Here is a 15,188-nt window from a genome sequence, read left to right on the forward strand (position 1 = left end):
GAGGATCTCCTGGCGGCGAGCCACCGCATGCATTCGCCGAGGGCTCGCACCTTGCCTGTGTTCAGGCGTCGCTTTCGTCGACCACCGGATTGCGCAGCGTGCCAAGGCCTTCCACGGCCACCTCGCACACATCCCCCGGCTGCATCATCAGCCTTGGCGTGCGCGCCCAGCCAATGCCGGAAGGCGTGCCGGTAACGATCACATCGCCGGGTTCCAGCGTCATGGCTTCACTGATCACGCTGATCAGGGTGGCGACGTCGAACACCATGTCATCGGTACTGGCTGATTGCACGACCTCGCCGTTCAGCCGTGTCTGCAGCAGCAAACCCCTGGCGCCGGGCGGCAGTTCGTCGGCAGTCACCAGGTCGGGCCCGAAGGCACCGGTGCCGTCGAAGTTCTTGCCCACGGTCCATTGCGGCGACTTGAACTGGTACTCACGCACCGAACCATCGTTGAACAGCGCATAGCCCGCCACGTGCGAGAGGGCATCCTCCTTGTCGATATGGCGCCCGCCCTTTGCCATGACTACGGCGATCTCGCCCTCAAAGTCGAGCGAGTCCGACACCCGCGGGCGAACCAGTGGCGCCTGATGGGCGATCAGGCTGGTCTGCACGCGCAGGAAGATGGTCGGATAGTCCGGCTGCTCGTACTGGCTCTCTTTGGTGTGGTCCGCGTAGTTCAGGCCGATGCAGAGGATCTTCGGCGGGCGGGCCAGCGGCGGCAGGTAGGCGATGCCCGCCGCGTCTAGCGTTTCGCTGGTGGCATGCTCGCGGCCGTATGTGCTCAGGTCAACGCCGCGCGCCAGCAGTTGTTCCAGCGAAACCGGTCCGATGACGCGGATGTCCTTGCCATCGCGCACGCCGAGGCAGGGCTTGCCATCGTTCAGGAACGATACATAACGCATTTTCTAGTCTCCAAATTGATCAATGGGTAAAGCTCGTGCCGTCACGTTGGAACGGAACCGGCGTGCTGGCTGAGCCACGCCTGGAAGGCGTGGCAGATGTCGTCATGGGCGCGGCACGCCGATGCGGAGGCTTCAAAGAAGCCGAAGAAGGGATGGAACATGTCATCGAAGCGAAGCACACGCACCGGCACGCCAGCCGCGGCAAGCCGACCTGCATAGGTCACGCCTTCCGCCTGCAGCGGATCGTGTCCCGCCACCGCCACCACTGCCGGCGCCACGCCATGAAGGTCGGCGGCATGCATCGGTGACGGCGGGAAACAGTCGGCCAGCGCAGCGTTCTCGCCGAGGTACAGCCGCGAGATATCGCGCAGGTCGGAAGGCGACAGCATCGGAAAGTCGCTGCGCAACGCTTCGATCCGCCCGATATCGCGTGCGAAATCGACTCCTGGCACGACCAGCAACTGCGCCGCCAGGCGCCCTTGGTCGCGCAGCCTGAGCGCGGTCGAGGCGGCCAGGTTGCCGCCCGCGCTTTCCCCGGCCACCGCGACCCGCGCCCTGTCGCCGCCCAGTTCGCCGGCATTGCGCAGCGCCCACAGCGTTGCTGTGAGCGCGTCGTCATGCGCGGCTGGAAACGGATGTTCGGGTGCGAGCCGGTAGTCGACCGAAACGACGACGGCATTGACGTCGCGGCAAAGCTTCCGCGCGATGTGGTCCATCAGCGCGACGCTGCCCAGCACAAAGCCGCCGCCGTGGAAGAACACGACTGTTGGCAGCGACATCGATGCATGGTAGGGTCGGTAGACCCGCACCGGCACGCGCGCGCCCTCATGGACCGCAATACAGTCCTCGATGGCGCCGACTGCCGGCAGCGGCGCCCGCTCGTGCGCTGCCTGGATGGCAACCCGCATGCGTTCGCGGGCCTCGTCAGGCGTGCCGGAGAACGGAGCCGGCGCATCCGCCGCACGCATCGAAGCCACGATGGCCGCCAGTTCCGGGTCAAGTGGAGTGTGCATGGGGTGTTCCTTCATTGGAGGCCGAGAACGTAGTGCTGCGAGGCCAAGGCGCGCCGGCGCAATGCGTCCAGGTCAATGTTCGTCATGCGGCCATGGCGTTTGACGACACGGCCGGCGACAAACACGGTATCCACATTGCCCGGATGCGCTGCCAGCACAACGGCGCCTGCCGCATCAGAGACCGGCGCGAGATTGAGATCATCTGCGCGGATCATGATGATGTCGGCCTGCTTGCCGGGCGTCAGCGAGCCGACTTTGTGCGCCAGCCCGTTTGCCCTGGCTCCCGCCACCGTGGCAAACTCCAGCACGTCGCGCAGCGACAGCGTTGCCGGCGCATTCGCCACGTGCGAGTGGCCGCCGCCCATCCACGAGCGGTAGTAGGCAAAGGCGTGGCGCATCTGGGTGAACATGTCGCCCGAGCATTTGGTTTCGGTATCTCCGCTCAGGCTGGGACGGATGCCGGCGGCAAGCAAGCGATCGAAGGGAATGTCGCCGATGCCCTGCGCGTTCATTTCGCAATGCACGCCTAGCGACGCGCTGACACCGGCGTCGGCCATCATCGCGATCTCTTCCGCGCTGGAAAAGCAGCAATGCACGAAGGTCAGGTCGTCGCCCAGCACGCCCGTGTCATGCATCTGCGCAATGCCCTGCACCGGTGCATTGCGGGCGTAGGCACCCATGTGGATGGAGGAGCGGATGCCCAGTTCGCGCGCCAGCCGCAGGTCGGCTAGCCAGACATCGCGGCATGCCATCTCCGGCCCGCGCGCGGCCATCGCCAGCGTCAGCAACTGATCATCCGACGAGAAGTAGCGCTCGCGCAGGCGCCGGATATCGGCGGGATGGGCGCGCCGGCTGTCGAACATCCAGGATGGCCCGTCGACCAGCGGCCACCCGTGCGCGAACACGCCGCGGATGCCGGCATCGCGCAAGCCGAGGATGGCGGCGTCCGCATGCTCGGGCGAGTTCTGCACGTGCGACCAGTCCAGCATGGTGGTGATGCCGCTGTCCAGGGCGGACACCGCGCCAAGCATTGTGCCGATCTGGACATCTTCCGGCCGGAACGCCGCGCCTTTGGCGCCCAGCATCTCGGCAAAATATATCTGCGGATCGATATCGGCATAGCGATGCCTGACGCAGCTTTGCCAGGTGTGCCGATGGGTATCGACAAAGCCGGGCAGCACGATCATGCCGCTCGCATCGATCTGCTCCGCTGCCGTAGCCTCGATGTGCGGGGCCACGGCGGTGATCCGGTCGCCTTCGATCAGGACATCGCCCTGGCGCAGGTCGCCCACTGCCGGGTCCATGCTGAGCACCCAGCCGCCGCGCAACAATACACGTCGATCGTTCATCGCCTCACCGCCTCAGCCATTTCGACAGTTGTGCTTCCACCTCGCCGGCGCGTGCCACGTCGGTGCCTACCCAGGCCACGTAGCCATCCGGACGCAGCAGCAGCGCCTTCACGCCGTCCATGGAGGCCGGCGTGCGGGCGGCACGCGCCGCCAGCACGGTGACCGGCAGCGCCGACAGGTCCATGGCGGCGAACTGGCGGCTGAAGCCTTCCAGGTCGATCAGGACAAAGCGGCGCTCCCGGAGGGTCTGTGCCACGGATATCGCGCTGCCGTCCGGCAGTAGCAGGTCGAGGTCCGGGCAAGGCAGGCCGGCCAGCGGGTGGCTGTCCGCCTCTCGCGGATACGGCGCTTCCAGGCCGCACAGTTCGCGTACGAGCTTTCTTTGCACATCAGGCAGCGGGATGATCTGCGCCTGCATGCGGCGCTTCAGCGCGATGGCTTCCGGCCCGAAGCTGAACTGCAGCGCGCACTGGGCCTTCACGCTTTCCAGCAGCGCGTGCATGACCGGCACCCGCTCGGCATCATAGGTATCGAGCGTGGCCGGGTCCGCCAGGCCATGGACGACATTGGCCAGCTTCCAGCCGAGGTTGAAGGCATCCTGCAGGCAGAAGTTCATGCCCACGCCGCTTGCCGGGTAATGGATGCGTGCCGATTCCCCGACCAGGAAGACCCGCCCCTTGCGCAACGTGGGTACCGCGCGCATCTGGTCGTCGAAGCGCGACGCCCAGCGATACGACCGGATGCCGTAGTCGGTGCCGTGCACATCGCGGATGCATTGCAGCGCTTCTTCCAGTGTCACCGGCTCGTCCTTGGGGGCATGCCGCCGGTCGCGATGGACGATATTGAAGCGGGTAATGCCGTCGCCGAACACGTAGCCGCGCACCCAGCCCATCTCGTTATCGACATTGATGCGCCCGCCCGGCCATGGCGCCTGCAGCTCGGCGTCAAGGACGATGCCGCGAAAGGTCCCCGCATGCCCCTCGAACGGCAGGCCCAGCCGGGTGCGCACGACACTGCGACCGCCATCGGCGCCGACCACATAGCGGGCCTGTAGGGTGACGGCGACGCCCGTGGCATCGACCACGTCGACCTCGACACCCGCATCCGACTGACGCACGTCGCGCACTTCCATGCCCGCGCGGATTTCTGCCCCGCTCTCCAGCGCCCAGTCCCACAAGATCTGTTCGGTGAGGTTTTGCGGCAGGCCCAGCGTAAAGCCGAAGCGCGACTCCAGGTGCTTCCATTCGATTGGGTGGAAGCCCGCCCAGATATGCGAAGGCCGGAACGGATAATCCGCGATCGAGCGGGTCTTCTCGATAAAGCGATGCGCAATCCCTCGCGCATCGAACAGCTCAAGCACCCGGGGCAGCAAGGTCCCCGCGCGCGACTGGACCCCGTCGGTGCGGCGTTCCAGCACCAGCGTCCTCACGCCGGACCCGGCGAGCTCCGCAGCCATGGTCAGCCCCGAAGGCCCGCCACCAACGACAATCACATCCCACTGCATGTTTCAGTTCTCCTTCTAGGGCCAAAGCCGGAAGCGCCGTGGCGCGCTAAACGATTTCCAGTCAGAACAGGTGCGTCATGCCCGCTTCCAGCACGAGCTGGCGCGACGACGTTGCGGGCGGCTGGTTGCGCATCACCGCAAGCTGCCCCGACCCCGCCACCTGGAGCACGCCGAGCACATAGAGGCTGGTCCGCTTCGACAACGCATAGTCGAGATGGGCGTGGAACTGGTTCCACTTGTAGGGATCGAGGCTGGTGTACGAATAGCCGCCGCCAAGGCGAAGCTGCTGCGTGACGTACTTGTAGGCGCCGACATCGATAGACTGCGCAGTCTCGCGCGCACCTGCCGCAGACAGGCGCGTGTAGCTGTAATTGGCCATCACCCGCCAGCCGTGGTCGGCATACGCAATCCCGGCGCTGGCAGTGTCCTGGTTCTGGAAGATCGATGCCGTGGGATTGCCGCTGAAGTCGATCCCATACAGCCGGGTAATGCCCAGTTTCTGGCCGGGTGCATAGGGCACGCCGTTGACCGATTCCAGCACGATGACGCCTTGCACCGGCCCGCCGCTGTAGCTGACCTCGGCGCCCACGGCGCGCCCGGTATTGGTCGTCGAACTGGCATTGCCGAAGGCGTACATCGCGCCGAACTGCAGCCCACCAATTGCTGGCGATTTGTACTTGACCGTGCTATTCAGCGAATTGCCCACGGTCCGGTCCAGGTTGCCGGGGTGCGTGGCCAGCAGCGAGGTGTAGCGCTCGGAGGTAAAGGGCACCAGATCGGCCAGCAGGTCGTACATGGAGCCCAGCGAAACCGTACCGAAGGTGTTGGAACTCACGCCGACATAGCTCTCAAACGGCGTCGACAATCCCGTATCCAGGAAGGCATATTTGCTCAACCGGAAGAATGCCGCCGTATCGCCGTTGATCGCGTCCTTGCCCGACATGGCGATAAAGGGCACGGCGTGCGTGCCGCTGAGCTGAAACTGTCCGCCGCCACCGGGACCGGCATTGGTGGTGTAGGACACGCCGCTCCCCAACAGGCCGGACAACGTGACCGACGATTGCGCCCTGGCGGGCAGGTGGCAGACCGCCAACATGGTGGCGCAGGCCAGCGCCACAGCTAACTTCCTCATTCCTGTGTCTCCGTGTTTCTGGTTTTTTCGGGCCGCACGGGTCCCTGCGCGGCCGCCTTGCAACAGCCCGCGTGGATCAACGCGTCTTTGGGGGAATCAGCGCAAAGGGGCTTGCGCGGAGGCGCCGGAGAAACCGGCCGCCGCTTCGGCATGCAACAGCGAGCGGTACATCCAGGCGGCCGCCGCCACCGCCAGCGTGCCGGCAATAGCAAACACCAGGGCCATACCATGCGCCAGCGCTTCCGGGCCGGCGTCGAACAACTGCCCGCCTGCCAGCGCGATTAGCGTCGGCGACAGGCCCTGGCCGATCAGCCCGTTCAGGACCAACACGATCGCCATTACCAGCCCCACCGCATTCGTCGGCACCTTCCTGGCGACAATCGTCGAGGTGACCGCCATGAAGGTCCAGGAGAACAGCACGACCATCGCATCGACCAGCCAGAAGCCGGCCAGGGTATGGGTCATGCACAGCAGGATGGTCAGGGCCGGCACCGCAATGCTCACCACCAGGCCGACCAGCGCCACGCCGGAGAGCCGGTCGGCCCGCGAGCGCGCATCCATGGCCAGCCCGGCGAGCCACAGGCCGAGCGGTCCCATGGTCAGCAGCAGGCTGCCCTGAATCAGCCCGATCTCGGCCATGCCAAGCTGGAAGCGCCGCACCACCATGGTGGGAATCCACGCGCCCAACCCATAGGTGATCATCGCATTGCAGACAGCGAAGGCCAGCAGGGGCACGAACAGCGCCTTGTTGTCGGCGAGATGCCGGATCGCCGCCTTCGTGTCCGGTTTGCCGCTGTGCGCGGCATCCGCGTGGCGACCCGGGTCGCGGTTCAGGAAGATCAGCAAGCCAACGGGCAGCCCGCAGATGCCGATCAGGAACAGCGTCATCTGCCACGGCGCCACTTGCCCGACCAGCGGGATCGAGCGGATGCCCGCCGACTGGATCCAGTGCAGCATCGGCCCGCCCAGCACCAGCGACAGGCCTGTGCCCAGCATCAGCGCCATGGTGTAGACCGACAGCGCGCGTGCGCGCCGCTGGTCGTCGACGCCGTCCCGGATCAGCGAATAAGCGGAAGGCGGAATCAGCGCTTCCGCACCCCCGACAATGATGCGCGCCACCACCAGCGTGACGAACCCCGCCGCCACCGCGTTGGCGGCGACCGCAACCGACCACACCAGCACGCCCACCGCGATGATCAGGCGGCGGTTATAGCGGTCGGCCATCCAGCCCGCTGGCAAACCCACGGCGATATTCGACACGGCAAAGGCCGCGCCGATCAGGTAGCTGATCTGCAGGTCGCTGGCGCCGAATTCGCGCTGGATCGGCCCGACCATCAGCACCAGGATGTTCTTGTCAATCTGCGCCAGCATCATCACCGCCGTCAGGGTGGCGACCAATGCCCATTGTGACGTAGCAGACTGCTCTGTGTGAGGCTCTGGAATCACTGTCTTGTCTCCGTTTTCTAGTTTTCACGCGGCTCTGACTCGCCGTTGCGTTGGATTATTCGCTCCGTAGTGACATTTACAAAATTTATTGTTTAAATTAGAAACATCCATTCTGTAAATACATGCCGCCGCCATGCGCTTCAACAAACTCGACCTCAACCAGCTCGTCGTGCTCGACGCCTTGCTCTCGACCCGCAGCGTCGGCAAGGCGGCGGAGCGTCTGTTCCTAAGCCAGCCCGCGACGAGTTGCTCCCTGAGCCGACTGCGGGAATATTTCGAAGACGATTTGCTGGTCGCCGTTGGCAAGACGCAGGTATTGACGCCGCTGGCCATGGAGCTGATCAAGCCGGTGCGGGACGTGCTGCTGCAGATCCAGACCATCACGCGGGCGCGCCCCTCGTTCGATCCCGCGTCGTCGTCGCGCCGCTTCATCATCGAATCATCCGACTACGTGATCAGTGTGTTCCTGTCGCAGGTCATCAGGCGAGCCGCCGAGCTGGCGCCGCTGATGCAGTTCGATCTGCGCGCGATCAGCCCGCAGACACCAGAGCACCTGGAAAGCGGTGAAGCTGAACTGTTGATCGCGCCGGAGTTCGCCAGGGTGCCCGGCCACCCGTCAGAGCCGTTGTTCCAGGACACCTTCTCCTGTCTCGTCTGCGGCGACAGCGCGCTGGCGCGAACCGGCCTGACGGCCGAGTCCTACTTTGACGGCGCCCACATCGGCGTCGAATGGGGTGGCGGTCGGCGGCTAACCTTCGATGCGCGCCTGCTTGCCACGGGCAAGCGCACGCGCCGCCAGGACGTCATCGCCCCGAGCTTCACGCTGGTTCCCGCGCTACTGTCCGGCACGGACCGCATCGCAACACTGCCGACGCGTCTCGCACAGCAAATGGCCAAGCGCTTCGGCCTGCGACGCCTCGACTGCCCAATCGAGCTGCCGGCGTTTTCCGAGCATCTGCAATGGCAGAAGTACCAGGAAACCGATCCAGCCATCGCCTGGCTCAGAGAATTGCTGCGGGATACCGCGCGGCAGTTGGACTCGGTGGAAAGCGCGAAAGCGGCGGGAGCGGGGGACGGTGCATCTGCGCCGGCGGACCCGCTGATGGCTGCACCGGCAAGGAAACGCGCTGCGAAAGCGTAGAACGATGGAAAGTCGCTAGCGTGGACGATTTGGCGATGCCCAACCGCGCGCAGGAAACGGCGCGAGGCGTCCATCCGGGATCGGCAAAGACTCGACCCGGGTCATGATCGTCCCTCTGCGAACATAATGAACTTCGCCTCCCGCCGGGAGATGAGCCACTCTCCGTCGCACCGCGTGAAGACATCATGAAACTCCCCGACGACCTGGCGCGGGTGCGCGGGCCTGCCGAACGGCCCGCAGAATTCGCCTTGGTCGGTACTCCACAGCAAGACAGTGCTGACCGCAGACGCGGCGTGGCGCGAAGCAACCGTCACGGAAACATTGGTGAGTAGGTGGCGGGTAATGCGCTCCACCGGACGCCCACGATAGGCGGCGGCGATGGCTGCCCTGCCTTGAAGTGGTGCGGCGCCGGGCCGTACCAGAACACCCTCCGGAGTGTAGAGGTTGGAGAGGCCATCCGCATCCGGCGCATCGGCACGTGACGCGGATTCCAGAATCAATCGACGACAGGCCTCCTCCGCCATTAGCCGGTCCATCGCCGCGATCCGTTCTTGGTCTCGTACGTGGGATGGATTCATGCCAGATAGCCGGTTTCGCCCATGGCGAGGTTTGCATCGTTGCCCAGCCACTTGGCAAGCGCGAGCGAGACCGCTTCCGGCTGCTCCATGGTTGTCATATGCCCGGATCGTTCGATGACATCCAAGGCCGCGCCACGAATGCGCTCCTGCATTTGCACGTGTCGGGCCAAGGGACTCCAGTTGTCCTCTCGCCCACAGAGCAGGAGGGTCGGGCAATCGATTTCCGTTAGGACAGAGCTGGCATCCGGTCGACGTAGCAGAGCTTCGATCTGCGCTTCAAAAACCTCTGCCGTCTTCCGTTCAATCATGGCAAGAATGTCTTCGAACACGTCCGAATTAAGTCGCCCCGGATGAACCATCCCCCGAGCCCATTGACGCCCCATCGCACGCATGCCTTCGGCGCGCGCCTTCGCCAGTAGGGCATATCGATTCTTCTTCTCTTCCAGACCGGTCTCGCCCGACGGTAGACTTTGGAAGCCGGTGTCGAGCAGTGCAAGCCGGACGACTCGCTCCGGCGCCTGTCGAACGATCTCCAGGGCCACCCGCCCGCCCATTGAATGCCCGGCCACCGCGAACCGCTGCGCAGTTGTACTGGACAGCACATGCTTGGCCATCGCCTCAATGCTGTTCAGGGTACCGTAGTCCGCGACAAGGCACGTTGCCAGCGAGCTCAGGAACAAACGCTGATGCTCCCAGTTTCTCTCGTCGCACAACAGACCGGGCAGCAGTACAAGTGTTGGCTTACTCATGGTGCTCATAGTTGTTTCGGTAGTTCTCCATCCCACACCGCACGCGGAATATGTACAAAGCCGTCAAATATCCAGCGCGCCGTGCGGAGTAGCGCTGCACGCCGAACCTCGACGGAGTCCCCGCCCTCACGCTCCGTGAGCGACAGGTCCACCGTGAATTCCCCGGTCGGATGCTCAATTGCCAGCCGTCGATGCATCCCGCTCGTCGGAGCGCCCACATCCCGGCACACCGAACCCGGCAACACCGCGGCCGTCGCGACGCTGATGGCGCCCAAAACCCCAATCGATGCATGGCAGCGGTGCGGGATGAAGGTTCGAGTGGAAATCACCCCTCCGGCCCGCGGAGGCGCCACCAGACACATCTTGGGAACGGTTCTGGCCGATACATCGCCAAGATTCATGCGCGGTCCCATTTGAAGTCGGATCGACTCCAGCCGCTGCTTCAATTCTCCGTCGACGTCGAGCTCCTCGCGCGACTCGTAGCCGGTCCGTCCCAGATCTCTGGCTCGAATCAGCACCAGCGGCATGCCGTTGTCAATACACGTGACTTCCAGGCCGTCGACCATATCGACCGCACGGCCGGTCGGCAGCAGCGCGCCGCAAGTGGAGCCGTGTGTGTCCCGAAATTCGATCGGGATGGCCGAGGCAGTCCCCGGGACGCCATCGATGCGCGCCACCCCGTCGTAGCGGACTTCCCCCCCCGGCGTGCTGACCGTTGCCACAGCAAGCTGGCCCGTGTTGACCATATGAATGATCACGCGCGTCTCGTCATCACCGGCCGGCACAAGTCCACGCGCGATTGCAAATGGCGCCACGCCAGCGAGGATATTTCCGCAGTTCTGCCCGTAGTCGACGCGCGCCTCTTCCACGACTACTTGCGCAAAGAGATAATCCACGTCGGCATCCGGCCGTGACGACGGCGACACCATGGCGACCTTGCTCGTCAGTGGATCCCCGCCTCCTAGCCCATCAATTTGACGACGATCGGGGGATCCCATCACCGCAAGTAATACCTGGTCACGTTGGGCCGGGTGGGCGGGCAAGTCCGGCGTGAGAAAATAGGCTCCCTTGGATGTACCACCTCGCATGAGCACACATGGAATGCGTGTCTGCATATGCCCTCCGTCGTTACAGCGCGTCCAGATCGGACAACGAGTTCACATACCGCAGGCCCTTGGCCGCGAGCTTCTCGCGCATGTTGTAGTAGTCCAAGCCCAGCGTGCCATCAGCGAGAATCGCCCGCTTCTGCGCTTCATCTTCACTGCGCGCCGCTGCCGCTCGAGCAACCGTGCCGACGGTCGCTACGGGCACAACAACAATGCCGTCGTCATCTGCGACGACCACATCGCCCGGCGTGACAAGCTGTCCGGCACAAACTACAGGAATGTTGACGGAACCGAGTGTTTCTTTGACGGTCCCTTGCGACGAAATCGCCTTCGACCACACGGGAAACCCCATCTCCTTCAGTGACCGAACATCACGGCAACCCGCATCAATCACCAGGCCACGCACCCCGCGTGCCTGCAATGAAGTGGCAAGGAGGTCGCCAAAATAGCCATCATCGCAAGGCGAGGTCACCGCCACCACCAGGACGTCGCCGGGCTGACACTGTTCCACGGCCACATGCAACATCCAGTTATCCGCGGGCGCGGCAAGCACCGTGACGGCGCTGCCAGCAACCGCGGCCCCTGGCCAGATCGGCCGCATGTAGGTGGAAAGCATGCCCAGCCGCGCCTGCGCCTCATGCACCGTCGCACTGCCCGCGGCTTCGAGCGTCTTGATCAGCGCCGCATCAGCGCGCGGAATATTTCGTACCACTACGCCACGCTTCATGCCAGCGTCTCCAGAACGTTAGGGGAGAGGCGCATATAGGCCTCGGCATACTGAATGTCACGCGCCGCCGTGATACCGATGTTGCGCTTCGCCTGCACGCCCCGCTGAAGCGCGACTCGCGTGTAGTACTCCCACAGGTGCTCCTGTCCGGCCATGCATTCAATGGCCTTACGCTTGGTCTCCCAGACATCGGTAATGTCCAGGAAGGTATTGGGTGTCCACTGGCACTGTTCCGTCTGATGGGGCTCGAAGGCAAGAACCGCGGGAGCTCCCACGACTTTCTGTCCAGGGTTATGTCCCTCCGCCTGCGCGATAATGCGCGCCTCCTGTGCGACATGCATCGCCAATGGATGATCAAAGTTGTAGGGATCCTGTTCCGAATGGCTCAGCACGAAGCTTGGCTGTAGTTGGCGGAAAACGTCAACGAGACGAAACAGCGCGTCATCGGATACACGCAGCGGATAGTCGCCCAGATCAAAGTATTCGACTTCGCAACCAAGCACGTCCGCGGCACGTTGCGACTCCTCCCTGCGAGCCGCCTTTACTTTGTCAAGGGTCATGTCCCCGCCCTTTCGCCAAAGCTTTGCGGACTCACCACGCTCCCCGAAGGACAGACAAACGACTTTCATGCGATAGCCCTGCCGCACATGAGCGGCGATCGCACCACCGGCGCGCCACACGAAGTCTGCCGAGTGGGCGCTAACGACCAGCCCAGACTTGCTTTGCGTGGGTACATTAAGAGTTGGATTGGACGTACTCATAAATTGCTCGTTTGGATACAACACTAAAAGCAGTGCACTGGGTCATGGAGCGCTGGATCGATAGCCTGGCTCCATTCATTCCGACGCCTGAAGATTCGACTCGAACGATATGCCCCTGTCCATAAGCCCTTCCTGTCACTGTCCGCTTATTGATTCGCTGGAGCAGACTAGAGCCATGCCTGAGTTGATTTCGCCACTGAATTGAGGCGCGTCGCCAGCGCTTGCTCCTAGGTCCGTGGGGCCATACCTTCCGTCTCACCGCACGAACAACTGTATGCCGGCACTCAGCTTCCGTCGATTCACTTTGATCGCACAATCGATACGTTATGCGTATATCCCATTGCAAAGAGCATGGGTGCAGTACGGTCAGAAGTCACTCAGTTGCCCGCGATGCCTGTGCCGTGCCACGAGATCGAAACCGGCACTCTCGCACGCCGCCAGGCGTGCTGACTTATCTTCAAGAAATGACGAATGACATATCTGTTGACGCCACAGTGTTCGAGGCGAGTGACCCATGGCGGCACCTGGCCTGCCGCCGCTAATCTTCAGTGGCAACAGTGGGGCTACGTTTGCCCAGCGCCATCAACCGCTCGCTCCTGATCCAATTGCCCGGAGACACCGGCCAACCGCGGCGCTGCGCGCATTGACGACTCACAATACTGTAAGCCTAGCAAACAATATGTTATGCTACGCTGGCCGTTCCTGAACCTTGACGGGTGGTTACCCTCTTCACATGGCGAAGTCGCGTCCCGCACATTCAGAAGCTAAAGGCGTCGTTAGCATTGATCCGCTGATCGACTTCCAGGCAGACTCATTGGGGTATGCCATCAAGCGCGCACAAGTCCGATCCTACGAAGTCTTCTTCAGAGTTTTGGGCCCCGATTCCATATCGCCGGCTCGCATGACGGCACTATCGATGATCGGTGATCAAGACGGTATCAGTCAGTCTGCCCTGGCCGAACGTCTGGGCATCGCACGTGGCAGCATGGTAAAGGTCGTCGACGCGTTGGAGGATGCAGGCTTGATTGAACGGAAGACAGTCCCGGACGACCGTAGAAGTTACGCGCTTTCGCTGACGCGAACTGGACGCACACAGTTGACTGAGTACGGGCGCCAGGTGGCGGAAGTTGAGAAGGCGCTAGCGGTGCGGCTAACTGAATCTGAGCGTCGCCAACTCATTGAGTTGCTGGGCAAAGTCGGAAGGGACTGACAGAGATCGGGAACTGGCGTTCTCTCAGCCCGTATGCGAAGCAGCGCCGGGGCTGACCGTCAGCGAAGCGGTAAGCCGTCAGAATCTCAATCCCTCTGCGGGCCGCTTCTGCATTGGTGATTCGCAGATTCATCTCCATACCGCTCTCTTTACCGCATCGCGGTACCCCGATATCGAAATGAAGACGACATCGCTACCTCTTGTCTGCCAAGGTCTTCTTGGGAGGCACTACTGCCATTCCAAATCCTGCTGCGATACGTGCCGCTAGAGGGGGTCGACACGTATCGCGGATCCCCTTAAGCCGCCTTCTTCAGCATGCCGTGCGGATCGATGACAAACTTCTTTGCTACGCCCGCGTCGAACTGCGAATATCCTTGTGGCGCCTCGCTGAGGTCGATCACTTGCACGTTCACGACGTTCGCAATATCAATCCTGTCCCACAGAATTGCCTGCATAAGGTTCCTGTTGTACTTCATGACAGGCGTCTGACCGGTTGCAAAGGTGTGCGATTTTGCCCATCCCAACCCAAGTCGCAGCGACAAGCTTCCCTGTTGGGCCGCCTTGTCATGCGCGCCCGGGTCATCCGTTACGTACAACCCGGGAATGCCGATACCGCCCGCCACTCGCGTAACCTCCATCAGCGAGTTCAGTACCGTTGCAGGAGCCTCTTGCTGCGATCCGTCATGCCCGTGTCCGCGCGCCTCAAAGCCAACACAGTCAATCGCGCAATCTACCTCCGGTTCGCCCACAATTTCCGCGATCTGATCGGCCAGAGATACATCTAATGACAAATCAACCGTTTCAAAGCCCACCTTCCGAGCGTGTTCAAGGCGCGCCTTGTTGACGTCGCCAATAACGGTCACGGCCGCTCCCAACAACCGAGCCGATGCTGCGGCAGCAAGCCCAACGGGACCAGCACCCGCGACGTACACAGTCGCGCCCGGACGCACACCTGCGGTTACTGCACCGTGGTAGCCGGTCGGGAGAATGTCAGACAGGCACGTTAGATCGCGGATCTTCTCCAACGCTTGATCCCGATCTGGGAACTTCAGCAGGTTGAAGTCAGCATACGGAACCATCACGTATTCTGCCTGGCCACCGATCCACCCCCCCATGTCCACATAGCCATACGCGCCGCCTGGTCGCGCGAGATTGACCGTAAGGCACACACCAGTGTTCATCGCCTTGCACATCGGACAACGGCCACAAGCGACATTGAACGGAACCGACACCAAGTCGCCCTTCTGCAGGGTAACGACGTCAGAGCCAACCTCAATCACTTCCCCCGTAATCTCGTGCCCCAGCACGAGTCCGGCTGGCGCAGTGGTTCGCCCACGGACCATGTGCTGATCGGAACCGCAGATGTTAGTCGAGACCACGCGAAGGATAACTCCGTGGTTCGCCTTTCTTCCATTCGGCTCCACCAGTTCCGGGAAGGGAATTCCCTGCACCTCTACACGGCCCGGCCCTACATATACGACACCTCGATTGGACGACATATGTCTTCTCCTTTCTTCACATTAACTAGGCCTCAAGATTGACAGCCCCTCGCGACTTTGGATTCCCCT

General features: G+C 62.9%; 14 protein-coding genes and 1 pseudogene. 3 read left to right on the forward strand and 12 right to left on the reverse strand.

Annotated features, from left to right (window positions below; translation table 11 throughout):
• Positions 1 to 61: 61 nt before the first annotated feature.
• The 6 genes from AC3FKH_RS07255 to AC3FKH_RS07280 form a co-directional block, all read right to left on the reverse strand.
• Positions 62 to 904, reverse strand: coding sequence for a fumarylacetoacetate hydrolase family protein (locus tag AC3FKH_RS07255; RefSeq protein ID WP_488674200.1), 843 nt, complete (start codon positions 902 to 904; stop codon positions 62 to 64).
• 41 nt (positions 905 to 945) lie between these two features.
• Positions 946 to 1,917, reverse strand: a complete 972-nt coding sequence (locus tag AC3FKH_RS07260; protein WP_488674201.1) for an alpha/beta hydrolase — start codon at positions 1,915 to 1,917, stop codon at positions 946 to 948.
• Between the two features lie 11 nt (positions 1,918 to 1,928).
• Complete coding sequence (locus AC3FKH_RS07265) at positions 1,929 to 3,266, reverse strand: amidohydrolase family protein (RefSeq protein WP_488674203.1); 1,338 nt, start codon at positions 3,264 to 3,266, stop codon at positions 1,929 to 1,931.
• Between the two features lie 4 nt (positions 3,267 to 3,270).
• Positions 3,271 to 4,770 carry an FAD-dependent monooxygenase gene (locus tag AC3FKH_RS07270; RefSeq protein ID WP_488674205.1) on the reverse strand — a complete coding sequence of 500 codons (1,500 nt, stop codon included), beginning with the start codon at positions 4,768 to 4,770 and terminating at the stop codon, positions 3,271 to 3,273.
• A 61-nt stretch (positions 4,771 to 4,831) separates the two neighbouring features.
• A complete protein-coding gene (locus tag AC3FKH_RS07275; RefSeq protein ID WP_488674206.1) occupies positions 4,832 to 5,902 on the reverse strand; it encodes a porin in 1,071 nt (356 codons plus the stop codon).
• Positions 5,903 to 5,998: 96 nt separating this feature from the next.
• The gene (locus tag AC3FKH_RS07280) at positions 5,999 to 7,300 is read right to left on the reverse strand and encodes an MFS transporter (protein ID WP_488674208.1); all 1,302 of its coding nucleotides are present in this window, start codon (positions 7,298 to 7,300) and stop codon (positions 5,999 to 6,001) included.
• Positions 7,301 to 7,481: 181 nt separating this feature from the next.
• On the opposite strand from AC3FKH_RS07280, the gene AC3FKH_RS07285 reads away from it, so the two are divergent.
• Positions 7,482 to 8,489, forward strand: coding sequence for a LysR family transcriptional regulator (locus AC3FKH_RS07285; RefSeq protein ID WP_488674209.1), 1,008 nt, complete (start codon positions 7,482 to 7,484; stop codon positions 8,487 to 8,489).
• A gap of 101 nt (positions 8,490 to 8,590) precedes the next feature.
• Here the strand turns inward: AC3FKH_RS07285 and AC3FKH_RS07290 are convergent, their stop codons facing one another.
• Genes AC3FKH_RS07290 through AC3FKH_RS07310 form a run of 5 tightly spaced genes read right to left on the reverse strand, consistent with a single transcriptional unit; the run spans position 8,591 to position 12,410 of the window.
• Positions 8,591 to 9,067 (reverse strand): nuclear transport factor 2 family protein, encoded by a 477-nt coding sequence (locus tag AC3FKH_RS07290; RefSeq protein ID WP_488674211.1) that lies wholly within the window; start codon positions 9,065 to 9,067, stop codon positions 8,591 to 8,593.
• Positions 9,064 to 9,816: an alpha/beta fold hydrolase gene (locus AC3FKH_RS07295; protein WP_488674859.1), complete on the reverse strand. Its 753-nt coding sequence runs from the start codon at positions 9,814 to 9,816 to the stop codon at positions 9,064 to 9,066. The genes AC3FKH_RS07290 and AC3FKH_RS07295 overlap by 4 nt, the downstream gene beginning before the upstream one ends.
• 5 nt (positions 9,817 to 9,821) lie before the next feature.
• Positions 9,822 to 10,931: a 4-oxalomesaconate tautomerase gene (locus AC3FKH_RS07300; RefSeq protein ID WP_488674212.1), complete on the reverse strand. Its 1,110-nt coding sequence runs from the start codon at positions 10,929 to 10,931 to the stop codon at positions 9,822 to 9,824.
• A gap of 13 nt (positions 10,932 to 10,944) precedes the next feature.
• Complete coding sequence (locus AC3FKH_RS07305) at positions 10,945 to 11,649, reverse strand: 4-carboxy-4-hydroxy-2-oxoadipate aldolase/oxaloacetate decarboxylase (protein ID WP_488674214.1); 705 nt, start codon at positions 11,647 to 11,649, stop codon at positions 10,945 to 10,947.
• A complete protein-coding gene (locus AC3FKH_RS07310) occupies positions 11,646 to 12,410 on the reverse strand; it encodes a PIG-L deacetylase family protein (RefSeq protein WP_488674216.1) in 765 nt (254 codons plus the stop codon). Before AC3FKH_RS07310 ends, AC3FKH_RS07305 begins: the two co-directional genes overlap by 4 nt.
• Before the next feature lie 57 nt (positions 12,411 to 12,467).
• Between AC3FKH_RS07310 and AC3FKH_RS07315 the strand changes: the two are divergent.
• Positions 12,468 to 12,563 (forward strand): annotated as a pseudogene (locus AC3FKH_RS07315) (IS5/IS1182 family transposase); the annotation flags it as partial.
• Positions 12,564 to 13,143: 580 nt separating this feature from the next.
• Entirely contained in the window at positions 13,144 to 13,620 is a 477-nt protein-coding gene (locus AC3FKH_RS07320) for a MarR family winged helix-turn-helix transcriptional regulator (RefSeq protein WP_488674217.1), read from the forward strand.
• A 296-nt stretch (positions 13,621 to 13,916) separates the two neighbouring features.
• Here AC3FKH_RS07320 and fdhA read toward each other — a convergent pair whose 3' ends face one another.
• Positions 13,917 to 15,119: a formaldehyde dehydrogenase, glutathione-independent gene (gene fdhA / locus AC3FKH_RS07325; RefSeq protein ID WP_488674219.1), complete on the reverse strand. Its 1,203-nt coding sequence runs from the start codon at positions 15,117 to 15,119 to the stop codon at positions 13,917 to 13,919.
• Positions 15,120 to 15,188 lie beyond the last annotated feature (69 nt).

The sequence above is a fragment of the Cupriavidus sp. 21MJTG02-4 genome (genome assembly GCF_057798975.1).